We start from the raw sequence: 23545 nt of genomic DNA, 5'->3' as shown, positions 1-23545 counted from the left end.
CTAGTTTAAGAAGTCCCTGATTGTGGATTTTTCTCCAAATTCGCCTGCAACATTTGTTTGCATAATCTCTTTTACTTTCGCATAATCGTCACTTTGACCTAATGCCCAACATAACTTGACATAAGTGGTCTCAGGAGTCATGTCAATTCCTGAAATAACTCCTGCATCCAATATGTTACGCCCTGTGGAGTAAACGTTCATATTTACTCTTCCATAAATGCATTGTGAAGTCATTATTACTGGGATATTTTCATCCTGGGCTCTTTTAAATGAGTCGATAAGGTCATTTGGAACATGTCCCAGTCCGGTTCCTTCAATTACGAGACCTTTATATCCTTTGTCAATGTGATATTCAATGAAATCGGAAGATATTCCTGGGAAACTTTTGATGAAGCCAACTTTCTCTTCAATGGCTGTATTCAATTCCAGTTCGTTTTCGCCACGTCTGGTATAGCTGTAATCAGGGTTGATTTTGACCTTTCTGTTTTCGATTTTAGCTATTGGCTGAGCGTTTATGCTTCTGAAAGTGTCCCTTCTTGAAGTGTGCATTTTCCTGACCTTGGTACCCTTGTGAAGGTAGGTGTATTTGTCATTAAGGCTTCCATGCATGCAGACACAGACTTCGGCAATGTCTGATTTTGCACCGATTACTGAATCAATCAGGTTGATGTTGGCATCGCTTGAAGGTCTGTCTGAACTTCTCTGGGCTCCGGTAATGATAATTGGAACAGGTGTCTTGAGCATGAAGCTTAATGCTGCTGATGTATAGTGCATTGTATCTGTACCGTGGGCTATTACAACACCGTCAGCTCCGCTGCTTATGTCGTTGGCTATTTCTTCTGCAGCCTTTACCCAATATTCAGGCTTCATGTCCTCACTTAAAATATTATATAATGCTTTGACATTATAGTTTGCATAGTCCAACAATTCTGGATTGGCCTTTACCAAATCTGATGCTGTAAATGCAGGATGTACAGCTCCTGTCCTGTAGTCTATAACGGAGGATACAGTACCGCCTGTTGAAACGATTGAAATGTTCTGTTTGGATTCATCATGGGGAATTTCAGTCTCTCCAAATCCGATTTTAGGCTTTTCCCCTTTTTCGATAAGTTCTGCGGTAGTATTTTCAATAGCTACTCCAATGTTATATCCGCTTGATAATTTAATTACAAGATACCCGTCATCAGCATCTTCCGGCCTATCAAGCAAAATACCAGTATAGGAGATGTCTTCCTTGTTGACTTTGATCTTGTCCCCTATACCTAAACCATATTTCTCTATATAATTTTCAGCATTTTCTTTATAAGTCATCAAATCACACTAAGAATTGTTTTTAATCCATTCAGCTCCAGCTTTTAGAACTTCAAGGTTTATGTCAATAACCTTCGGTTTTGATGCAAACATTTTGCGGATTGCATTTTCATAGGATTCCTGTTTTATAACGTCACCCAATTCAGTCAAAGCTCCTAAAAGTGCAGTGTTTGCAGTTTTTGCATTTCCATGTTCCTCTGCAATATCTACACAAGGCATTGCAATAACCTTAATGTCTTTGTCTGTTTTAAAATCTCCGATTTTTGCATCGTAGAGAATCACTCCGCCATCTTTTACGTCCTGTGAGAACTGCTCAAGGGAAGGCTTGTTCAATGCAATGAGAATGTCAATGTCATCAACCACTGGGGTTCCGATTGTTTCATTTGAAATCACAACAGAACAGTTGGATTTTCCTCCTCTCTGTTCCGGTCCGTAACTAGGATACCATGAAACGTGTCTTCCTTCGGCACATGCTGCCTGAGCTATTGTCAAACCTGCACTTAAAACTCCCTGACCTCCAAATCCGGATATCTTGATGTTTACAGGTTCAATGTCCTCATCGACATAGCTTGAACCTTCATTTCTGTTGACCTGGAAAATCTTATCTAATGATTCTGTTGAAAAGTCACTGGCAGGTCTTTGAACAGGCTCTTTTGTATACATTTCATTTCTGAAGTTTTTAACAGGGAATTCTTTTTCCATCTGTTCTTCAATGAATTTTTGAGCGCTTGCCACATCCTGTTTAAGGTTGGTAGGACAAGGTGAAAGCACTTCGACAAAGGAATATCCTTTTCCATCCCTCTGAACGGTCAATGCCTGTTTGATTGCATATTTTGCAAGTCTGATTTTCAATGGATTTGCAAGGGATACTCTTTCAATGAACACTGGTGCCTTCAATGTGTTGATGAGTTCGCACATATGTGTAGGGTGTCCTGCATAGTCAGGATCCCTTCCGGTCTGACATGTAACTGTCTTTTCACCGATTAAAGTTGTCGGAGCCATTTGTCCGCCTGTCATTCCGTAAACTGTGTTGTTCACGAAAAATACTGCAATTTTTTCTCCACGGTTTGCAGCCTGCAATGTTTCATTTAATCCTATGGAAGCCAAATCTCCGTCTCCCTGATAACTCATGACAATCGCATTGTCTTCTGCTCTTGAAATACCTGTAGCTACTGCAGGTGCCCTTCCGTGTGCAGTCTGGAAGTTTCCGCAGTTGAAGTAGAAGTATGCATATACTGAACATCCCACTGGGGAAATCATAACGCATCTTTCCTGTATTCCAAGCTCATCCATACATTCCGCAATCAATTTGTGAAGGATTCCGTGTCCGCAACCGGCACAGTAGTGAGTTGATTGGATGTTTGTTCCTTTTCTGGTATATTCTTCCAAAAGAGATTGTGGATTTCTACGTATCTGCACTTCATAATCTTTATTTTCATTATCACTCATTTTTCCACATCCTCTAGTCAATTATATTAGGACTTGCCTTTTCCTCACTTCTTTTAGAAGTGTTCAAGTTTTCATCTTCAAAGCCAGCTATTTCATAAATCTTAGCAAGCACATGTTTAAGTTCAATCAGGTTACCACCCATTCTGTTTACAAGATGGGTGTCCTCTTTTCTTAGGGCTGCAAATTGAACGTCTTCAAGCAGTTGGCCGTTACTCATTTCCACTGAGATGAAGCTGACGCCTTTATCGGAAAGCTCTTTTACCTTATCGACAGGGAAAGGTGATAATGTGATAGGTCTTAAAAGTCCGACTTTCAATCCGTTTTCACGGCTTTTGTCCACTGCAGACCTTGCAATTCTGCTGCTGATACCGTATGACACCAAAACAATTTCGGCATCTTCAACCTGATACTCTTCGTAGAGAACTTCTTCTGCTTCAATTTCAGCATACTTTTCCTGGAGTTTGAAGTTGAAGTCCTCAAGATCATTGAAATCGTTGAAAATGGAAGTTATGAGGTTTTCCATGGTTTCCTTGTTTCCTTTCACTGCCCAAGGCTTGTCGTTTTTAGGTTCGACAGCTTCTTCTGGAAATATTAACGGTTCGGCCATTTGGCCAAGGGTCCCATCCGCCAAAACGACTACTGGATTTCTCCATTTGTCTGCAAGCTCGAATGCTTTCATGGTCAAGTCGCACATTTCCTGAACGCTGTTTGGAGCAAGAACTATGTTTTTATAGTTACCGTGACCTCCTCCTTTAACTACCTGATTGTAATCTCCCTGTTCCGGACCGATGTTTCCAAGTCCAGGTCCTGCTCTCATGATGTCCACGATGACTGCAGGCAATTCTGCACCTGCAAGGAATGTAAATCCTTCCTGCATTAGGCTTATTCCCGGTCCTGATGATGATGTCATAACCCTATGTCCTGCACCTGATGCGCCGTAGACCATATTGATTGATGCCTCCTCACTTTCCGCCTGAATGAAGTTTCTTCCAACCATAGGGAAGTATTTTGATGCTTCGTGAAGGATTTCACTTGCAGGAGTAATTGGGTATCCGAAGAAACAGTCGCAGCCGGCATACATTGCGCCAATGACAACTGCTGTATTTCCTTTTATCATATTATTGGTCATTTAGTTTCCCCCTGCTTTTGCTTTAATCATTTTTGCAACGGAATCGTCAACAATCTTTTTGTATTGATGCACTTCTAAAGCCAATGGCTCTGGACATGTAAAGTAACAGTCCTTGCATCCTGTACATCCGTTTCCACTATAATATGCAAATTGATATCCTGCGTTGTTCATGTCGTTTGAAAGTAATATTGCATTTTGAGGACATCCGACTATACATCTCATACAGCCTTTGCAAATCTCCTTATTAATAACTGGATAAGATATCTCTTCTGTCATTATATCATCTAATTAACTTTTTTTTGATCATTTTCTCTTATTTCAACTCTCCTTGTTTTACCACTGATGGTTTCCGGAATTTCATCTACGTATTCAACCATTCTTGGGTATTTATAAGGAGCTGTAACTCTTTTAACATGATTTTGAATGTCTTTTGTAAGTTCATCTGATGCTTCGAAGCCAGGCTGCAATATGATAGTTGCCTTTACGATTTGGCCTCTCACTTCATCAGGATAAGCTGTAATTGCGCAGTTTGAAACAGCTTCATGTGATAATACTGCGCTTTCTACTTCGTACGGTCCAATACGGTATCCTGAAGATTTGATTATGTCGTCGTTTCTTCCGACAAAGTGGACATATCCGTCTTCATCCACCCATGCAGTATCTCCGCAATGGTAATATCCGTCATGGATCTGTTTTTTGTATTTTTCTTCATCATTCACATAGTCTTTGAATAATCCCGGGTTAGGTCCATCTTCTAACTTGAAACAGAGTTCTCCTTCATCACCAATTTCAACTCTGTTGTGGTTTTCATCCAATAATCTCAAGTCAAACAATGGAGAAGGTTTACCGATGGATGCGATTTTTGCATCTAGCCAGATGAATGTTCCGATTGATAATGTGGTTTCTGTCTGTCCGAATCCTTCCTTGATTCTCAATCCTGACAGTTCATAAAACTTGTTGGATACTTCTGGAGGCAATGGCTCACCTGCAGTTGTAACATACTTGAGGTTTGACAGGTCATATCCTTCGATGTTTTCCTTAATGATAAATCTGTAAATTGTTGGAGGGGCACAGAAGGTGTCTACCTTGTATTCAATGATTTTTTCAAGCAGTTTGAGTCCGTTAAATCTTTCGTAATCATAGATAAATACTCCTGTTCCGGCAATCCATTGACCGTAAAGGTTTCCCCATACTGCTTTTCCCCAACCTGTGTCCGCGGAGGTATGGTGAATTCCGTCCTCTACAACATTGTGCCAGTATTTTGCGGTAGGGATATGGCCAAGGGAGTAAGTGTGCTTGTGTGAAACCATTTTTGGAAGGCCACTTGTTCCTGATGTGAAATAAATCAGTGAAATCTCTTCTGCGTATGTCTTTTCATCGCCTGTCGGCCTTTCGAATGTGGTGCTTTCATTTTTTATGGCTTTGTTAAAGTTTATCCAACCTTCCCTGTCGGTTTCAATAGCCAATTTTGGTATGTCAATTCCTAATGATTCAATAGCTTCTTCATAATCAGGAAATAGTGAATCACTGTCAACTGACACTACCATTTTCACATTAGCATCTTTTAGTCTAAAGGTAAGGTCATGAAGCTTTAGCATGTGTGTTCCAGGGATTGGTATTGCTCCGATTTTGTGCAGTGCAATCATGCAGAACCAGAATTCATATCTGTTTTTGAGGGTTAGCATTACGCAGTCGCCCTTTTTGATTCCTAAGCTTTTGAATAGATTTGCCGCCCTGTTGGAATATTCCTTCATGTCCTTGAATGTGAATACATGTTCCTCTCCATAATCGTTAACCCAAATTAAAGCTGTCTTTTCAGGGTCAATTTCGGCATATTTGTCCACTACATCAAATCCGAAGTTGTAATCCTCTTCATATTTGAGCTTAAAGTTTTTATAAAAATCTTCATAAGAGTTGAAGTCAACTCTTTCTACAAAATCCGCTATTACTGATGTCATTTGATTAACTCCATAAATATTATATAATTACTGCTAAAAATTTAGCCGGTTTATCGTTAAGCGCTATCATTGCGTGTCTATGTGTTGAATCAAAGAAGATTGAGTCTCCTTCGTTTAACACGATTTCATTGTTGTGTATATAAATTTTTAAGGAACCTTCCAGGACATAGTTGAATTCCTGTCCTGGGTGTGAGTTTAGTGAAGGCACTGAATCTTCTTCCGGATCCACTTCAACAAGGAATGTTTCGGCTTTTTTATTGATGAAATTAGAACATAGGTTTTCATGAGTATATTCCTTCCTTCTGTTAACTGAAACTCCCTTGTTTGATCGGGTTACATCGAAAATGCTCATTCTGCTTTCTTCACCTGTTAATAATAATCCTAAATCAACTTTGAAAATATTTGCAAGTTCATATAAAAAACTGGCAGGGATGTCTACTTCCGCGTTTTCATATTGGATGTAAGTTTCTTCTTTAATGTTTAAGTCTTTTGCAATTTCTTCCACAGTGATGTCTGAAAGTTCTCTCATTTCTCTAATTCTTTTTCCAATATCTTTGTTGTATTCATTCATTAATAAACACCTATTTTTCCAATTGATTTTTTTATATTATAATTAATATTATAACATATATAATCTATGAATTTAAAATTATATAAAGGTTATTAAAAATCATGATAATTCGTTATAAATTTGTTGAACAAAATTTTTTTAAATGTGGATTTTTAGCATAATTGATAAGAAGTTTTATATAGTTAGAAAAATAATTCTAATTATATTAATGTGAGGCGATTATAAAATGTCATCTAATGATATCGGTACTAACGTAGTTTTTAAAAAACAGCTTGGTTTAAATTATGAAATCGACCAGAAATACGTTGGTTTAAAAATGAAGGAAAATAATATTTTATCTTTTAATTTTAGAGTACCTGGATCTTTAAAAGATGAAGTTGAATCATATTTTAAAAGGTTTAAATTAGGAGAACCAATTCTTGTTGATATTGGGGGAACAGGAGATATTAAATGTGATTTTAAAGGTCTTTCCCCTGTCTTGAAAAACAAGGAAGAGTTCGACCAGTATTTCATCTCTGCAACCTTGCAGGAGGATAAGGAATACGACCCTCTGGAAGAGGAAAAATGTGAAACCTGCAGCGGATGCGGATTCCACTAATCAATTCTTTTTTTTTAGCTATACTTTCTGTTCAGGGACCTTGTCTCTGTTATTATGTATTTAATCAATAATACTGTAGCTATTGCTATGGCAATTCCCAAAAGGATTATCCACGGAAATGATGTTATTATTGAATCGAAAGGCGTAAGGTCAATCAGCGTTGCGACAATGTTGTTTATAACATGAACACTCATCGGAATTAGGATGTTGTCTGTTTTCAGGTACAGTATGCACATGCACACTCCAAACAGGAATGCGCTGACAATTCCTCCAAAGTCATGGCCTATGGCAAACAGGAATGAAGAAACAATCATTGCGGGGATGATACCGGTTCTGATTTTCAGTCTGTTGAACAGAACCCCTCTAAATATAAGCTCCTCAAGTACAGGTGCATAAATGATGGATGTTATTGCGCTTAGAAGAAATGCATCCGGAGTCAGGCTGACGGAATCGATATCCAGTGCACTTATCCATGTCGGATCACCCATTGCGATAATGAAGTCCAGGACAACTACTGAAAACAGGAAGAGGTATGCAAATGTCAGGTTGATTATGAATACATACAATATTTCCTTTCTGTTTTCCTTTAAGAATACGCTTTGGATATCTTCGTTCAGTCCTGAGCTTCCTTTCAGGCACCATGCAAAGAATATCACCAAAAATGTCAGCACGCATATCATGAATGCATCATCGTTGGTATCAAGAATTGGAAATATGAATGAAAGTCCTAATACCAACATTAATGCAATAAAACTCGCTAAAACCAGTTCTCTAATTTTTATAGTCCTTAATCTTGTGTTAAAGTTTTTGACATTCCTGTCCATGCCAAATCCTCCGTTTTTCCAATCATATTAAAACATTGATTTGATGATATTAAATTTTATCTCAATGTTTTTTTCATATTGTTGTTTTGCAGTTATTGGCATTTTTTTTAAAACGGCCTTTTATCATGTGCCGTTAACCCGTTGAATTCTTGTAAATTATTAATTCGTAGTTTAAATATTATTATAAAATTATTATTGGCATTTAAACAATTATTTGTCAATTTAAATAATATTTGAGCGGTTATCTATTATTTTTAAGTAACAATATTTATATATTTTCATATGTATATTTATTATTTAAGAGGAGTCTAATAATATGTTTGATTTGGTGTATAATACCATATTCTTTGCTTCATACAGCAATATTTATGGGCTTAGCAATATTGCGCTCGCCCCGTTTGATGTCTTATTAGCTTATATTGTTGCTATAGTAGTTTCAATTGCAATGGCGTTAATTTTAAGACTTCCGTTGTTGCCAAGCAAACCATATAGGTATTCTTTTGATGTAAGTGCATTATATCCGACTCCAATAATAGCTATTGGTATTTTTTCAATATTTTTAATTTTAAACTATACTTTTATTTATAATGGAATTGTATTGGCTGCTATTATAGGCATTTTATCTGCATTATTTGTGAAATATTTATTTGATTTTGTATTTCCAAAGCCTTTGGATGAAGATGGTGGGGAGGATATACAATGAACGAGGTAATTGGAATAATAATTGCCGCTATTCTGTGCTGGCTGAATTTTGTTATTGTCGACACTTATTTCGGACTTCCTGAACGTCCTGGTGTAAGAGGGGCCAGGATTGTTGGTGAGGATGTCAAAAGAAGAGGTGGAGACATTGCGGGAGGATTTTTCCAGGGAAACATCCTGTGTTCTCCGGATGCATCTGCAGGCACTTTGATAGCAGCTATAGGATATTTGCTTTTAGGAATTCCGGGAGGAATTATAGCTGCATTTCTGGTATTGATTGGAAACAGATTATGCGCTGATCCTGGATATGCCGGAACTGTCGGTAGTTTAACTGCAACTGTCATTATATTTATTTGTTCTTTTGTTGGTTTTACTCCTGAAATGTTTATTGTGGGAATGGTCATTGCCATATTGACCGTTCAAGGAATCGATCAAGTCAGGGCATCTGTACTTTTGGGAAAGATAGCTCAAAAATTCAATAGGCATGCGGAGGAGTGATTATATGTATGTTGAAATTATAGGAATTATAGTCATATTTGTAGCATTGAGAGCTTTGATAACACAAAACAGGGCTGAAAGATTGCTTTACCTGAATGTTATCGGTTTTGGAGTTTCTGCAATTATTGCGCTTGTAATTAACACTCCATTCGCTCTTGTAGTTGCAGCCGCATTCTTTATTTGTTCTACAATTAGTGCTAATGCAATTGCATATACATTGAAAAGGCTAGATGATGAGATACTACTGGAGTGAGGCATTAAGATGGAAATCATATCAATAATTTCAATAGCTTTAATGGTTATAGGAGCATTCGGAATAATATTCCTTAAAAGGCCATTGGATAAAGTTATAATGTTTTCAATCCTTGATGCAGGATTTGTTCTGGCTATTGTAGCATTCAAATATCTGGATGTTGCATTGTTTGCTGCCTTGGCAGGTCCTCTATCCACTGTTGTATTCATTTTAGCTATTGTAAAAATAAATGAAATCAGAAAAAACAAAGTGAAAAGTGGTGAGTTAAATGGTTGAAGTTCAATTGTTCTTTTACTTTGGTATTTTCCTGGCAATTGTAGGAAGTATTGCCACAGCATGGGGTCCGGGAGTAAATGACCCTGTCGTCAGGACATTCAATACAGAAGTGGCATCCGTTGGAGTTTGCCTGGTATTGCTGTGCTACAACCATGTTTTGGCGCTGTTGACTTTGCTTGCAACAACAGTCATTATTACATTAATCCTGTTTAGAGCAATCATTAGATTAGAAGAGATGGGGGCAGACGTATGAGAATTGGAGATTTATGGAATAAACTTGCAGAGCCGAAAAATATTCCTCGTCTTTTCGCATTTTCTCTTGGAATAATTCTGGTCATAGGACTTATCGTACCGATGGCCTTGAATCCTGACCAGTTATATACAAGACCTGCTCCACAGGAACAGGTGGATGACGGTCTGTCAATCGCCCCTTATGACAGGGGAGGCGAAGTTATGAAAACACCCGGAACAATCAATCCCCAATATCCAGAAAATGCAGCGGAATTGGGAATGATTACAGGATATATGTCACCTCTGGCGCAATGGATATCATCAATATCCCCTTACTTCGGAACATCAATTTATTCATCTCCGGGCGGATTGATAGATGAGATATTGTATTATACAAGAGGATTCGATACAATTCTCGAATCCAGCATCCTGATGATGTCATTCATCATCGCTTCATGGTTATCCATTAATTATACGATGAATCGCAAAAACGATGAAAAGGAAATAAAGTCAGATGTCAAAAAAGCAATCAATGAATCAGTACAGGTTGCAAATGAGGTAAAAGTCAGTGACGTAAAAGCCAGATCAAAACAATTAAGGAGGGATAACTGATGGTTATGATACCTCCATATGTCCCTGAAGCGTTCATTACAATGTACCTGCCTGCAATTTATGCAGGTTTAATCGTAGGATTCATTGGTACAATGGCAATAGCAATGAAAAGGGAAGAGATTCACATTCTCATCTTGACCGATTTGGTCGGTCTTGCTATGATATTTGTCGTGTCTGCTGTTGGAACTGACTTGGCGGAAGCTTTAATCTTGCCGGGTCTGGTTGTAGAATTGGCAGAAACCTTAGCGATTTCTGAAATTTTGATTACTCGTGAAATGCGCATAATAGAACAGGACCCAAGAAGAAATCTTTCAAAGTCTTCTTCATTATTCCCGCAGCCGTTTTCAGCGAATATGGAAATTTTGACTACTGCGCCTAATTTCATCGCATTGGTCCTGATAGGTTACGGAATATTCCTGACTGGTTTTACTGGAGGAGCAGTAGCTGGTGGGGGAATTGTTTTATATGCGTTGTCTAAAAAAGCAAGGGGACTTCCAATACTTATGTTGGACGGCATTGCCGGAGTTTCCGGAATAGCATGGTGTTTATGGATAATAGGATTTTTATTATTCTTTGTAATGCCTCAATATTGGCTGTTAAGTTTATTCCTTGCAGCATGTGGACTTTTATTAAAAGTAGCTTCCAAAGTGGGCCTGATAGGTCTGCTTATGAGAGAGGATATTGATAGGGAGTAGGTGATTGTAATGGATTTTGTTACACTTGGAGGAAATATACTTGGAACAATTCCACTTGGAGACATTGTATTGTACATTACCCCATTCAACTTGTTCCTTTTCGCAGTTCTGCTAGGATTTACATTGCTGATTGCATTAAGTAAGCCTGAAACTCAAGTAGAAGCTACAATGCATTATTTAAATAATACTGAAGTTAAGGTAGGTCCAAAAGAATTTAAGCAAAGAAGATTTTTATCAATTATTTGTGGTTTGGCATCCGCTGGTGCAATGATTACTGGAGATCTGTTCAACTTTACACTGTTCATGGCATTGGTGGGTATTTTAAATATAGGTATTGTATCTGCAGTAAAACAGACCACTGTGTTAAATTCAGCATTCAACTACGGACTGATAGCTATGATGTGTAGCCTGCCTCTGTTTGGAGGTGCTGCAATTATTCTCGCATCCACAGGAACATTGAGTTTGGCAGTATTGTCCCAGATGCCTGCAAATCCGATGGTAGTATTCGGTGCAGTGCTGATGCTCATTGGTATATTGGGTGAAAGCGGTGTAGCTCCATTTTTCGCAAGTAAGGCAGAAATGTTCAGGACTGCGGGTTCTCCGTTTATTGTTATCATTCACTTAAGTTCATTGTTTATTATTGTAAGAGCTGTTGAAATTTTATTATTGGTATTGTGGTAGGTGGTAGTATGGTTGGTCAAAAAAATACATGTATTATATTATTGGCATTATCAACAATAGCTATTCTAGCCTGCTTGGTTATAGACTTCGAAGCATGGATTGTTTATGCTGTAGCTATATTTGGTATTCCATTATGGATTTTATCTTTAGGTTTATTGACTATGGCTAAACCGGAACCTGAAGATGAAGAAGAGAGGGTGAAAGAACCATTTACTGGGTATTAGAGTGGTATTATGAATTTGATGGCGGAAATTATAATTCAGGTTATTATTGCATTCCTTGCGGGAAGCCTTCTTCTGGGATTGCACAGGAAAATCATGGCTCGTGTTCAGAAACGTCCGGGACCACCTATAGTCCAGCATTTGATACACTCTTTGAAATTTTTCTTTAAGGAAACTGCAATTCCAAAAACTGTTTCAAAAGTATTCTATATAGGTATTGTATTTATATTGGCTTTGATTTGGATTGTAGGTGTTATTGTAGGTCCTGTTGCCCATGGCTCTTTATTAATATTGTTTGGTGTTTATGCAGTTTACAAAATTGTTGAGCATAACTCAGGATCCAGTTCCGGTTCACCATACGGTAAACTGAGCTGTGTAAGGGCAGTACTGTCAGCGGCAACTGAACTTCCATTGTTTGCAGCAATCGTGTTTGTCTATCTTGTGACAGGCACCATGAATATTGGAGAAATAATTGTCTATCAGTCTGTACATGGTCCTCTGATATTTACAGTTCCTCTTGCGGCATTGATGTTTTTCATGCTCATTATTACAAAATCCCCATATTCTCCATTTGCAATAACAAAGGATAAAGTGTTGATATCTGGATTTGAAACAGAACACTTTGGATTTTTAAGGGGATTCATGAATTTTTCAGAGGCAATTGCATGGTATGTGATGCTTTGGGTATTTTTAACAATATTCTTCGGTCCTTTGAATGCTGTCGGCTATCTGATTGGAATGATTGTAATCACATTCATTACAGGATTTATTAATGCAACAACACCGATATTCTCTCCAAATCATTCAGTCATGACTCAAATTACCATAGGGGCAATCTGCTTCTTTGGAACCGCAATAATGATATTTACAGGAGTGGTTGCATGAATAGTGAAGATGTAATTGTATATATGACTGCGTTGGTGGCTATTGGAATAATAGTTGTTGGTTTATTGGCAACATTCCTGCACTCAACCGTTCTTGCTCCGATAGTGATTATTGGATTGATTCTGGCGATATTCGTATTGCTGGCTAAAGGCGGCTTTGCACATAAGATTGAAAGCATTGAAAAACTGTGTTTTGTTATAACATTCTTGGCAATAATTTGCTCATTTATATTACTTTATAAACCGATGTAGGAGATATTATGTTAGATTATATGATTTATATACTTGCATTTGCTGTTGGGTCCATTTTGGGTTTGCTTTACAGTTATAAACAACATGGCGAACCATTTGTTGCTGACAGCAAGCTGAATGTACTGGCGCTTGTTGGTGCAATTGTCGGTTGGTGTCTTGCATTCAATGCAGGCAATGTTGTTTTGTCAGCTATCGGATTTCTCCTTGGAGGTTTCGTAATGGGAGAAAGGCCGGGATATGGTAGAAAAGAAACTGCAATAGGTTTGCTTTTGGCAGTTGTTTTATATTTTTTATTGAATTTAACAGTATGATGTGATTTGAATGGATGATGATGCTAAATTGAGGTTAATGCAGAAGAGAATAATTAAAAGTTATGCCTGGCAAAGAGATATTATCGTTCCACTTTCTGAGGAATTCAATTGTACTGTTGATGAATTGGAAGATCTGTTCTTCAGTCTGTTGGATATGGATTCTCTGGAGGCGATGCACGGAACCTTTGAGTCTGCAAAGGACATATGCTTATATCAGAAGTTTAATGCAGATTTGAGATTATGCTGGTTCAGCGGCACTTTGGAGTTGATTTCTCCGGAAGATGGAAAGAATCTTAAAATGAAGTTGGTTGAAGAAGTAAAATCCGGCAAATCATATGATGATGTGTTGAAAGAAGGAAAACTGGAATTATTTGAATTGTTAAAGAAAGAAGCTAAATATTAAGATTATTTTATATTATTAAAATAAAGAGGGAGTATAATGTTAGATGCTATTAAGGATGTTGTGAGAAAAAGCTCAATTCATGTCTGCATCGTAAATTGTGGCGGATGTAACGGATGCGATGTTGAATGCGTTGCACTATTATCTCCGAGATATGATTTGGAGCAATATGGTATTTACGTTCACAATAATCCTCGTGAAGCTGATGTTCTATTGTTGACTGGTGCTGTAACCGAACAATGGATCGATAACCTAAAAAGAGTATATGATAAGGCTCCTGAACCAAAAATAGCAGTGGCTGTGGGAAACTGCCCGCAATCAGGTGACGTATTTGCTCAGGAAGGGGGTCATGTACATGCCCCTGCATCTGATTTTGTTCCTGTTGCGGCAGCCATTCCTGGATGTCCTCCTAGGCCTAGTGAAATATTGGAGGCAATTCTGGCTGTTGGTCCACAGGCTATTGCTGATCGTGGGAGGGAGAGAAAATGATAGTGCCAATTGGTCCGATTCACCCTGCTTTGAAAGAGCCAATTAGACTTAAACTCCAAACTGAAGGTGAAAGAGTTGTCAAAGCCGAAATTGAATACGGTTATGTTCACAGGGGAATCGAAAAGATAATTGAAGGTCAAACCTGGCAAAAAGGAATTTATCTGTCAGAACGGGTATGTGGAATCTGTTCATATGAGCATACGCAAACCTTTGCAGAAACAATCGAGAGAATTTCAGATGTTGACGTGCCTGTAAGAGCCCAATTCCTAAGGGTAATTACAAATGAATTGGACAGGATTCAAAGTCACTTCCTTGCGAATTCTACATTTTTCAAATCAATGGACCACGAAACCCTGTTCATGCATGTTCTGGAACTGAGAGAATATGCAATGGATTCCATTGAGCTTTTAACTGGAAACAGGGTTAATATGGGATGGAACGTTGTTGGCGGTGTTAGGATGGATGCCGATGAACGCCATTTCAAGCCTATTTTGGAAAATCTCGATAAAATCGAAGAAAGTTTCGAAAGGGTCCGAGCACTGTTTGCTGAAGGTCCTGCACTTGCATTAAGATGCAAGGGAATTGGATTAATGTCTAAAAAAGAGGCTATTAAGGGTCGTGCCGTAGGGCCGATCGGTAGAGCTTCAGGCATCAAGGAAGATTACAGGAACGGTCATTACACCTATGACGATTACTTCGATTTCAAGGTAATCAGAAGAAGCGAAGGGGACAACTATGCAAGGACCATGACCCGATTTGATGAAATTCCCGAATCAATCAGCTTAGTCAGACAGGCAATCGAAAATATTCCAAAAGGTGAAATACGCACTCCTGTTGATTTGAAGTCAGGTTATGCGATGCGCAGAAACGAGGCACCCCGCGGTGAAGTCACATACATGATTGAAACCAATGGTAATCTGATTAAAAACATTTCAATCAGGACTCCAAGTATTGCAAATATGGATTCCTGTGCAAAATACATGATTAGGGATGTTCCGACAGTTGCTGATGCAGTATCAACATACGCATCATGTGACCCTTGTGTTGCATGCGCTGAAAGAGTTGCCATTACTAATGAACATGGTAAAACCGATATAAAAGATTTCTACGAGGTAGTCTAAATGTCTTCATTAATGTGGTATATTTTTGATTTTGCAAGAAAAGCATGGGCTGATGCATTCACCAATGCAAAAACCGATCCTGAAATTGCAGAAAAACCGGAACGTTTCAGGGATTTTCCTAAAGTCAACAAGGAGTATTGTATTGGTTGCGGTGCATGTACTGTTTCATGTCCTTCACCTAACGCTATTAAGATTGTCAGGCAGAAGGATGATGAGGAAAGTGAAGGCCTGACTTATCCAGTCATTAATCCTGGAGCATGTATCCGCTGCGGTTTCTGTGCTGAAGTTTGTCCGACTGACCCAAAAACATTGGAATGCGGTTTGAATCATTTGATAATGCCTGAATTTAATATTATTCCCTCTAAAAGGCAGTATATTGTCGATGATTTCTTATGCATCAAATGTAAGAAATGTATGAAGAAATGTCCTGTTGGAGCAATTGAACTTGTCAACGATAAGCTTCAGGTAAATCAGCTTAAATGTATTTCCTGTGGGGAATGCCTGGAGGTTTGTCCTGTAAACGGTGCTATGAAAGGAGTATTTGTTGAAAACTTGCAGGACCAAAAGGAACTAATTCTTCTTACTGTAAACTATCTTGAGGATTTCATTAACAATAAGGAAGAGGATTTGAGGTCGTTAGAACAGAATGACCTTTTACAGTATGAAGTTCCGCTTTCCGGAATATGGGATGATGCATTGAAGATTATTCCAGATGAAGAAGTATCATTGGAGATTATTACAAATGCAGTAAACAGACTTAAAATCAGAATAATAGATTGGGACAAATCCAAATGTGAAAAATGTCAGCTTTGTATTCCTGAATGCCCTACTGGCTGCATATCCTTCGATGAAAAAGAGGATACAATAGTAAGGGATAAGGACAAATGTTTGCGCTGCAGTATTTGTTACCAGACATGTCCATTTTCAGTAATTAAATATTTCATTGCCAAATTCTCCCTCGAAGACGATGAAATAATTCATACTACTGTAAAGGCATCTAATTTGAATGAGAATATTGTTATGGAGTGAGTGTTATGATTGATAGTTATACTAAAACACCAAGACCATTAAGGCATGTTGACGTTGATTATGTCGTTGATCAAACAAAATGTGCAAACTGTAAGGATAAGCCTTGTCTTAAGTCCTGTCCTATCGAAGCAATCTATTTGGATGAGGATGACGGCTTCATTAAAATAAAAAACACATGCTTTGGTTGCGTATTGTGCCGTAATGCTTGCCCATTTGATGCGATTTCTCTTGATGTAAAAATGGATCCTCCTTTAAAGGAAAACGTTCCAAACATCAATGTCAAGTTATGCAAAGCATGCGGAGCATGCGTTCAGGCCTGTAAAAACGGTTCTATACATCTGGTTGCAGACGGAAAGCAGGAGCCTCACAGTGAAATTAATAAGGATACATGTATCCGCTGCGGATACTGTTTCAGGGTATGCCCTACAGATGCAATCAAGTATGGTCAGCTGCTTCCTAAAACAGTTAAGGGAGGTAAGGCCATCGTTGTCAATCAGGACAAGTGTATCGGGTGCATGACATGTACTCGCGTATGTCCGTCAATGGGTGCAATCAATGTTGCAAGAACCAATAAGCTTCCATACATCAATCCGGGATACTGTGCAAGATGTGAGGAATGTATGCATTCATGTCCTTCAACAGCAATCAAGTATTCATCACGTAAAAAGGCTTATAAGATGTATAGTGAAATCAAATCCTTTGATATCGTATCAAGCATTATCGATTATGACATGAAAAACCTATCACTTGACCTGATAAGCTTGAATAAGGTTCTTGAAAAGGTAGGAAACTCAATCGCTCTTGAATTTGATGACCAGAATTTTGAAAATTTCATTGAATACAAGGTAAATGATTTGATGGAGAAGGAACTTAAAATCAGTCTGGATTCAAGCATTGAAGTGAATAAGTTCTCAAAGCTGTTCGGTTCATATCTGATGGATAGAAACATCGAAGTCTATGAAAGCAAGTGTGTCGCCTGTGGGGACTGTTTCAATGTATGTCCTGTTGAAGCTATAGAGCTTGACGGACCAAATCCAATCAAGATCAATGATAACTGTATATACTGCGGCAAGTGTGTAGAACAATGTAACTTTGATGCAATAGGAGCTTATGACGATTACTTCTACAGCAAGGACACTGATTTGTACTATGCAAGGTCTTACCTGCATTATCAGAGAATCGGCGATTTGTCAATTTCACATACCAAATGTCAGGCATGTGCAATCTGCGCCAAAAACTGTCCGACAGATGCATTGACATTGAATGATGACAAGATAGATTTTGATAGTGAAAAGTGCATTTACTGTAGAAACTGTGAAGCGATTTGTCCGCTTGATACAATAAGAATAGTTAACTTCAGGTGATTTGATGTTTGAAAAGTCATTTATTACAGATTGCGAGGGGCCATTGACTTTAAACGACAATGCCTTTGAAATGTCCGCTCATTTCATTGAAAATGGCGGTGAATTATTTAAGATTCTCAGTTTGTATGATGATTATCTGGTCGATGTTGTAAAAAGAGATAATTATAAGGCAGGCAATACCTTGAAATTGATTCTGCCTTTTTTCGTTTGTGAAAACATTAAAAACTCTGATTTAATTGATTTTTCACAAAACAATATTTATGCAGTCAGGGACTCAGAATTCCTATTAAAATACTTGAAGGAAGCTATGAATACATATATAGTTAGTACTAGTTATGGTCAATATATTGAAGCACTTTCAAATTATATGGAGTTCCCATTCGAGAATACATTTTATACAAAAGTGGATGTAGATGCATTGTCTCTAAATGATGAAGAAATAGAAAAAGTCCTTGAATTCAAGGATAAGATCTTGGATAATCCTGATGACTATGAAATGTTCGACGACATTTTCTTCAATCAGATAGCAAAGATGGGAATTTATGAAGAAATCCGGAAAATAAATGTGGTTGGCGGTGAAGGCAAAAGGATGGCTATTCATGAGATAATCGAAAGGGACGGCATCGATACTGGGAAGGTATTGTATATAGGGGACAGCATAACTGATGTGGAGCCGTTGGAATTTGCAAGGGACCATGATGGAATCAGCATATCATTCAATGGAAATGAATATCCTCTGAAAGTCGCCCAGATAGCTATCGTATCTCCAAGTGCAGTTACAACATGTGTAATAGCTGATATTTACTCAAATACTGATAAAAATAATGTTTTAAAGTTTATAAATGATTACAACAGCTCAAATGATTTGACTAAACTGTTTGAAGATTATGATGTGGATTTGAAGATAAGAAACAGATTCTTTGATGTTTTTGAAAATGAGGAATATCCTTTAATTAAAATTATTGATGAAAATAACTTCGAAGATATCCTGAAACTGAGCAAAGACATGAGAAATAACATTAGAGGCCAGGATATTGGAGGATTAGGTTAAGTTTATAGAAGGTAATAAAATGAATTATGATAAGGTGGATGACACATTTTTCGAAGCTTTTGAAGGCAAATATGTAAGGGCTTTAATCACAGGGCCTACTAAAGAGATTGTCAAAAGGGCAGCATATGATTCCACTTCCACTCCAAGCGCAGTAATCGGCAGAGTGGAAGGTGGAGTTGAAGGATTTTTGGATGAAAGTCAAACTCCTGACGGAAGATATGGTGCCGTTGTCCAATACTGGCTAGGTGGAGATGATGTGGAAAAGTTTGCATTTGAATTGTCCTACAGACTGAGACAGGACGTTTTGGTCAAACCGTTTACACGAATATTTGACTATTCCGATTCAGAAGGTGATGAATTCATTGAAATGATGGATATTGTCGGTCATTGTGGTGACGGTTATGAGTGGATTGTAGAGGAATATGGAAGAAGAATGATTAATGTTCCTATTGCAGTTCCTGATTTCCAGATAGAAGAAAAATTCAGGATAAACGATGGAATAATGGGAGGAAACTTCTGGTATTTATGTTCCACTCCAGAAGCAGTTCTTGAAGCGGGAGATGCAGTAATTAATGCAATTATGGATGTTGAAGGTGCTACAGCACCATTTGAAATCTGTTCTGCAGCTTCAAAGCCGGAAACCAATTTCCCTGAAATCGGACCTACTACAAATCATGTTTATTGTCCGTCTCTTAAGGAATTCTTAGGCGAGGAGTCAAAGGTTCCCGACGGAGTTAACTATATTCCCGAAATTGTTGTCAATGCAATCAACGAAGACGCCATGAATAAGGCCATTAAGGCAGGAATTGATGCTGCTTTGGAATTTGAGGGTGTTGTAAAAATATCTGCCGGCAATTTTGATGGAAAACTTGGAGATAAGAATATAAATCTATTGGATATTTTAAAGTAAGGTTTTAAAATGGAAATTTATGATAATGATCTTAATGCTGAAGTAATAGGATTCGGAGCTTTGAATGTGGACAAGCTCTATTCTGTAGACAAGATAGTTTCCTATGATGAGGAAAGTTTCATAACAAGCGAAACTGACACTCCTGGAGGTTCTGCAGCCAATACTATTGTGGGATTGGCACGTTTGGGATGTTCAACATCAATCATCGGAAAAATCGCTGAGGATGAAGACGGTGATTTGATTGAATATAACTTGGCTGTTAATGGTGTATATTCAAACAATCTGATATATTCCCAAAACGGTTCTACCGGAAAATGCATAGGATTTGTCGATAAGAATGGTGAGAGATGTCTTTATATTTCTCCAGGAGTTAATGACGACATTAAAATAGGTGAAATAAATCCTTTGAATATTATGAGATGTAAAATAATGCATTATACATCATTTGTCGGAGACTCATTCAATACTCAGATTGAACTTTTGGAAAAGTTCAGCAAGGAGACTCTTTTAAGCTTTGACCCGGGAATGCTCTATGTTGAAAAGGGGTTCGATGCCTTAATGCCAATTCTTGAGAGAACCGATATCCTGCTTATAAACGAGTCTGAATTAAGATTATTGTGTGATAATGATTATGCCGATTTAAAAGAATTAACCATAGGTCTTTTGGATTTGGGAATCGGAACTGTTGTTGTAAAGCAAGGTTCAAAAGGTGTGTTTGCAATAAATAATTCTGAAGAATGTTTTGTTGAAGCATACAAATGTGATGCTGTTGACACTACCGGAGCGGGAGACAGCTTCAACAGCGGATTTTTATATTCCTTTTTAAAAGGATATGACCTTGAGAAATCCTGCCAAATCGGAAATTGGGTAGCAAGCAAAGCTATTCAGGGTTTCGGCATGGACAAGTTCCCTACCGCAAAGGAATTGGAGGAATTCTTTTAAATCATTAAAATAAATTATTTAGTTGGTAATAATATGAATGTATCTTTTATAAAACAGATGAAGAACCTGGAACGTGAGGTTCTTTTGAAATCTGTTGAATTAGATGATGATGGAGATGATTTCCAATTTGAACTGGAGGATTTCAGTACCGAAGAGGAAATTATAGCCGTTGCACCTAAATGCGTAAGATGTAATACCTGTGTAGAAGAATGTCCAGTTAATGCAATCGAACCAGCTAATATATTTAGAATAGCTAAAATAACTGAAAAATGTGTTAAATGTGAAATTTGCGTACAAACTTGTCCGATTTCAGCAATCAAATTAATCAACAATTCAGTTATTTATGACCATGAGGAAGAGTATGATGTTATTGAATATAACTTGAGTAATGTCAGAAGTCCTCACAGGGTAGTTAGGATGAATAATATTTCAATTGACTATTCAATTGATAACAATTGGGATGATTGTGCTAATTTATGTCCAACAAACGCATTCACCATGGAATTCAAGGAGTTCTTTGATGATTTGGATATGGATTTGGGCATTGAACTGATTGAAAATGAACTGTATCCTTATATTAATGAGAAAATGTGTATCGGATGCGGAGCATGCGCTGAAATTTCACTGAATAGCAATGCAATCGAGCTTGACAGATACATTGGTCCTATAATTCACAGCAGGAACATTGATATCAATCACGAATCCTGTGTTAATTGCTATTTGTGTGAAGAAAATTGTCCGACAGGTGCTATAGAGTTAATAGATGGTAAAGTTGTTCTTGACAATGATAAATGCATAAGATGTGTAGAATGTACTCGTCATTGTCCTGTAGAAGCATTGAAACGGATTGAAATTGAATAAAAATGGGGTTTTGTTTATGAGAGCAAAAGAGTTAATGGATAAAGAATTTGTATATTTGAACTGTGATGATGGAGTTGTTGAAGTTTCCAAAGTGATGGAAGAAATTAGGCGTTTTACCTGTCCTGTAGTAAACGACAATAAGCAATTGGTTGGATGGATAACATCTTTTGATATTACCAGAGGATTGAGAGAAGGAAATCAAAAGATTCATGAAATAATGAGTGGATATGAAGAAATTGCAACTGTTCATGAAGATGATCCTGCAAGAAAAGCAGTAATCCTGACTGCAAACAATAAATTCGTAACAGTTCCTGTTGTAAATGATGATAATCAGGTAATTGGTATGGTCAGAGCCTGCGATATTGTAGAGCTTCTGTCCGATTTATATGATATTAAAGTTGTAAAGCTGTACAAAGCAATGCAACATCAGTTAAAGGGAGTAACATGGGAAGAACTGATGGCAGCATCAGCATTGGTGTCTAAAAAGACAACTGGTATAAAGATTTCCCCTGAAGAATATGAAGCGAATATTATGAATTCCACATTCGGTGAAGCTATCTGGGCAACCGGAGGTTTGGAAAAATTCTTTGCCGGTTTGATATCTGTCGGTGAAATGGTTATCGCCCGCCGTGTAGGAAAAGCAAGAAAATAGATGATATTTGCCAGTTCACTTCGTGCCCCCTGACAAATATTATTTCGTAAAAAAATGCTTCCAATAACTTGCATGAGTGAACTGAAGCTTATTTTCTTTCAGATTCCAAATTCAAAAAGTGGAAAATTTCGACAAGTTTGAGATTAAATGATGTAAAATTGCAATAACGCATTGGATTTATAAATAAATGCATTAACTGGATTGAAATTGGTATTGTCGATGTGATTTGTGATTTACACATTTTTAACTTTTTTTACATACTTTAAAATTTAAGATATCTGCAGAAATTCATTATCTGACATTCTTTTTGAAATATTATTAAAACATTCAAATTTTGCCTATTTTATCGATACAATTTGGTATTTTGACCTAATCGATTTTTAAAGGATTTATACATTATTTTTATAAAGGATTAAAAACTAAATGTAATTATAAATTAATTTTTTTGTAAGGCGGTTACAAAATATGCAAAAAGTAATTAATGCTCATTGTCATATCTATCCTGAAAAAATTGCTTCAAAAGCAGTTAAAGGAATTCGGGATTTTTATGATCTTGACATGTCATTGAATGGTAAAATTAATAATCTCATAGAAGATGGAAATAAAGTTGGAGTTGTACATTATCTGATTCATTCTGTTGCAACCACTCCAAAACAAGTAAGGTCAATAAACGAATTCATAAGCAGTGTCGTTAAAGAAAATCCAGACCTTTTTACAGGTTTCGGAACCCTTCATCCTGACAGTGATGATGTAAAAGGCGATTTTGAACATCTGCTTGGACTGGGCCTTAAGGGAGTAAAGCTTCATCCGGATTTTCAGCAATTTGCATTGAATGAAGAAAAATCATTCAAGATGGGAGAAATAATTAATGAAGGAAATGTTCCTGTTTTAATACATTGCGGAGATTACAGGTACAATTATTCTAATCCCGAACAACTCAAACCGTTTCTTGAGAAGTTTCCGGATATGCTCGTAATCGGCGCTCATTTTGCCGGTTGGAGCGTTTGGGCTGAAGCAACGGAAAAACTTGCAGGAACTCCAAATCTTTATGTCGATTTAAGTTCCAGTCTTTATGAGTTATCATCTCAAGATGCAAAAAAGTTCATTTATGAATATGGAGTCGATAGAGTTTTATGGGGAACTGATTATCCCATGTGGGAATCAGAAAGTGAAATGGAACTTTTCCATAAGATAGGATTGACTCCTGAAGAAGAAAATATGATTTTATATGAAAATTCCGCTAAAATTCTAGGATTAAAATAATTTCGGTGAA

At 37.4% G+C, this 23545-nt stretch carries 31 protein-coding genes; 24 read left to right on the top strand and 7 right to left on the bottom strand.

The genetic code is table 11. The annotated features are described in order from the left end of the window. Genes gatD through QZV68_RS03865 form a run of 6 tightly spaced genes read right to left on the bottom strand, consistent with a single transcriptional unit; the run spans position 1 to position 6418 of the window. Positions 1–1311 carry a Glu-tRNA(Gln) amidotransferase subunit GatD gene (gatD, locus tag QZV68_RS03890; RefSeq protein WP_296878783.1) on the bottom strand — a complete coding sequence of 437 codons (1311 nt, stop codon included), beginning with the start codon at positions 1309–1311 and terminating at the stop codon, positions 1–3. Positions 1312–1320: 9 nt separating this feature from the next. Then, a complete protein-coding gene (locus QZV68_RS03885; protein ID WP_296878782.1) occupies positions 1321–2760 on the bottom strand; it encodes a 2-oxoacid:acceptor oxidoreductase family protein in 1440 nt (479 codons plus the stop codon). 13 nt (positions 2761–2773) lie between these two features. Beyond that, a complete protein-coding gene (locus QZV68_RS03880) occupies positions 2774–3889 on the bottom strand; it encodes a 3-methyl-2-oxobutanoate dehydrogenase subunit VorB (protein ID WP_296878780.1) in 1116 nt (371 codons plus the stop codon). After that, positions 3890–4165, bottom strand: a complete 276-nt coding sequence (locus tag QZV68_RS03875; protein ID WP_296878778.1) for a 4Fe-4S dicluster domain-containing protein — start codon at positions 4163–4165, stop codon at positions 3890–3892. It abuts the gene before it with no gap. A gap of 8 nt (positions 4166–4173) precedes the next feature. Beyond that, positions 4174–5847 (bottom strand): AMP-binding protein, encoded by a 1674-nt coding sequence (locus QZV68_RS03870; protein ID WP_296878776.1) that lies wholly within the window; start codon positions 5845–5847, stop codon positions 4174–4176. A 19-nt stretch (positions 5848–5866) separates the two neighbouring features. Beyond that, the gene (locus tag QZV68_RS03865) at positions 5867–6418 is read right to left on the bottom strand and encodes a helix-turn-helix domain-containing protein (RefSeq protein ID WP_296878774.1); all 552 of its coding nucleotides are present in this window, start codon (positions 6416–6418) and stop codon (positions 5867–5869) included. A 226-nt stretch (positions 6419–6644) separates the two neighbouring features. On the opposite strand from QZV68_RS03865, the gene QZV68_RS03860 reads away from it, so the two are divergent. Continuing rightward, the gene (locus QZV68_RS03860) at positions 6645–7016 is read left to right on the top strand and encodes a hypothetical protein (protein WP_296878772.1); all 372 of its coding nucleotides are present in this window, start codon (positions 6645–6647) and stop codon (positions 7014–7016) included. A gap of 14 nt (positions 7017–7030) precedes the next feature. Here QZV68_RS03860 and QZV68_RS03855 read toward each other — a convergent pair whose 3' ends face one another. Beyond that, positions 7031–7840, bottom strand: a complete 810-nt coding sequence (locus QZV68_RS03855) for a CPBP family intramembrane glutamic endopeptidase (RefSeq protein WP_296878771.1) — start codon at positions 7838–7840, stop codon at positions 7031–7033. Between the two features lie 316 nt (positions 7841–8156). On the opposite strand from QZV68_RS03855, the gene QZV68_RS03850 reads away from it, so the two are divergent. From QZV68_RS03850 to QZV68_RS03740, 23 genes are all read left to right on the top strand, one after another. Next, positions 8157–8543 carry an energy-converting hydrogenase A subunit A EhaA gene (locus QZV68_RS03850; RefSeq protein WP_296878767.1) on the top strand — a complete coding sequence of 129 codons (387 nt, stop codon included), beginning with the start codon at positions 8157–8159 and terminating at the stop codon, positions 8541–8543. Then, positions 8540–9037 carry a hypothetical protein gene (locus tag QZV68_RS03845; RefSeq protein ID WP_296878763.1) on the top strand — a complete coding sequence of 166 codons (498 nt, stop codon included), beginning with the start codon at positions 8540–8542 and terminating at the stop codon, positions 9035–9037. Before QZV68_RS03850 ends, QZV68_RS03845 begins: the two co-directional genes overlap by 4 nt. A 4-nt stretch (positions 9038–9041) precedes the next feature. Beyond that, a complete protein-coding gene (locus QZV68_RS03840) occupies positions 9042–9290 on the top strand; it encodes a DUF2109 domain-containing protein (RefSeq protein WP_296878761.1) in 249 nt (82 codons plus the stop codon). Between the two features lie 9 nt (positions 9291–9299). Beyond that, positions 9300–9566, top strand: a complete 267-nt coding sequence (locus QZV68_RS03835; protein WP_296878759.1) for a DUF2108 domain-containing protein — start codon at positions 9300–9302, stop codon at positions 9564–9566. Beyond that, complete coding sequence (locus tag QZV68_RS03830) at positions 9559–9819, top strand: EhaE family protein (protein WP_296878757.1); 261 nt, start codon at positions 9559–9561, stop codon at positions 9817–9819. The genes QZV68_RS03835 and QZV68_RS03830 overlap by 8 nt, the downstream gene beginning before the upstream one ends. Continuing rightward, positions 9816–10409: an EhaF family protein gene (locus tag QZV68_RS03825; protein ID WP_296878756.1), complete on the top strand. Its 594-nt coding sequence runs from the start codon at positions 9816–9818 to the stop codon at positions 10407–10409. Before QZV68_RS03830 ends, QZV68_RS03825 begins: the two co-directional genes overlap by 4 nt. Then, positions 10409–11104 (top strand): EhaG family protein, encoded by a 696-nt coding sequence (locus tag QZV68_RS03820; RefSeq protein WP_296878754.1) that lies wholly within the window; start codon positions 10409–10411, stop codon positions 11102–11104. The genes QZV68_RS03825 and QZV68_RS03820 overlap by 1 nt, the downstream gene beginning before the upstream one ends. Before the next feature lie 9 nt (positions 11105–11113). After that, positions 11114–11785, top strand: a complete 672-nt coding sequence (locus QZV68_RS03815; RefSeq protein ID WP_296878752.1) for a hypothetical protein — start codon at positions 11114–11116, stop codon at positions 11783–11785. Positions 11786–11793: 8 nt separating this feature from the next. Continuing rightward, entirely contained in the window at positions 11794–12009 is a 216-nt protein-coding gene (locus tag QZV68_RS03810; RefSeq protein WP_363136922.1) for a DUF788 domain-containing protein, read from the top strand. A 9-nt stretch (positions 12010–12018) separates the two neighbouring features. Further along, a complete protein-coding gene (locus QZV68_RS03805; RefSeq protein WP_296878748.1) occupies positions 12019–12891 on the top strand; it encodes a respiratory chain complex I subunit 1 family protein in 873 nt (290 codons plus the stop codon). Continuing rightward, positions 12888–13142 carry a hypothetical protein gene (locus tag QZV68_RS03800; protein WP_296878746.1) on the top strand — a complete coding sequence of 85 codons (255 nt, stop codon included), beginning with the start codon at positions 12888–12890 and terminating at the stop codon, positions 13140–13142. The genes QZV68_RS03805 and QZV68_RS03800 overlap by 4 nt, the downstream gene beginning before the upstream one ends. An 8-nt stretch (positions 13143–13150) precedes the next feature. Beyond that, positions 13151–13453, top strand: a complete 303-nt coding sequence (locus QZV68_RS03795) for an energy-converting hydrogenase subunit EhaL family protein (RefSeq protein ID WP_296878745.1) — start codon at positions 13151–13153, stop codon at positions 13451–13453. A gap of 10 nt (positions 13454–13463) precedes the next feature. After that, a complete protein-coding gene (locus QZV68_RS03790; protein ID WP_296878743.1) occupies positions 13464–13856 on the top strand; it encodes a DUF1959 family protein in 393 nt (130 codons plus the stop codon). A gap of 36 nt (positions 13857–13892) precedes the next feature. Then, on the top strand, positions 13893–14342 hold the full coding sequence (locus QZV68_RS03785) for an NADH-quinone oxidoreductase subunit B family protein (protein ID WP_296878741.1): 450 nt from the start codon (positions 13893–13895) through the stop codon (positions 14340–14342). After that, a complete protein-coding gene (locus QZV68_RS03780) occupies positions 14339–15463 on the top strand; it encodes a nickel-dependent hydrogenase large subunit (RefSeq protein WP_296878739.1) in 1125 nt (374 codons plus the stop codon). Before QZV68_RS03785 ends, QZV68_RS03780 begins: the two co-directional genes overlap by 4 nt. Further along, positions 15464–16492, top strand: a complete 1029-nt coding sequence (locus QZV68_RS03775) for a 4Fe-4S binding protein (RefSeq protein WP_296878737.1) — start codon at positions 15464–15466, stop codon at positions 16490–16492. After that, complete coding sequence (locus QZV68_RS03770; RefSeq protein WP_363136915.1) at positions 16489–17856, top strand: 4Fe-4S binding protein; 1368 nt, start codon at positions 16489–16491, stop codon at positions 17854–17856. Before QZV68_RS03775 ends, QZV68_RS03770 begins: the two co-directional genes overlap by 4 nt. Before the next feature lie 4 nt (positions 17857–17860). After that, positions 17861–18907, top strand: a complete 1047-nt coding sequence (locus QZV68_RS03765) for an HAD hydrolase family protein (RefSeq protein ID WP_296878733.1) — start codon at positions 17861–17863, stop codon at positions 18905–18907. 19 nt (positions 18908–18926) lie between these two features. Beyond that, positions 18927–19817: a formylmethanofuran--tetrahydromethanopterin N-formyltransferase gene (locus tag QZV68_RS03760; protein ID WP_296878732.1), complete on the top strand. Its 891-nt coding sequence runs from the start codon at positions 18927–18929 to the stop codon at positions 19815–19817. Between the two features lie 9 nt (positions 19818–19826). After that, positions 19827–20759 (top strand): carbohydrate kinase family protein, encoded by a 933-nt coding sequence (locus QZV68_RS03755; protein WP_296878730.1) that lies wholly within the window; start codon positions 19827–19829, stop codon positions 20757–20759. Positions 20760–20792: 33 nt separating this feature from the next. Beyond that, entirely contained in the window at positions 20793–21620 is an 828-nt protein-coding gene (locus QZV68_RS03750; protein ID WP_296878728.1) for a 4Fe-4S binding protein, read from the top strand. 16 nt (positions 21621–21636) lie between these two features. After that, entirely contained in the window at positions 21637–22272 is a 636-nt protein-coding gene (locus QZV68_RS03745; protein WP_296878726.1) for an HPP family protein, read from the top strand. A 465-nt stretch (positions 22273–22737) separates the two neighbouring features. Beyond that, positions 22738–23535: an amidohydrolase family protein gene (locus tag QZV68_RS03740; protein ID WP_296878724.1), complete on the top strand. Its 798-nt coding sequence runs from the start codon at positions 22738–22740 to the stop codon at positions 23533–23535. Positions 23536–23545: the final 10 nt, after the last annotated feature.

The sequence above is a fragment of the uncultured Methanobrevibacter sp. genome (assembly GCF_902801725.1).
Lineage (GTDB): Archaea > Methanobacteriota > Methanobacteria > Methanobacteriales > Methanobacteriaceae > Methanocatella.
The sequence above is the reverse complement of the archived record's forward strand: the minus strand, read 5'-3'. Positions and strand labels throughout refer to the sequence as shown.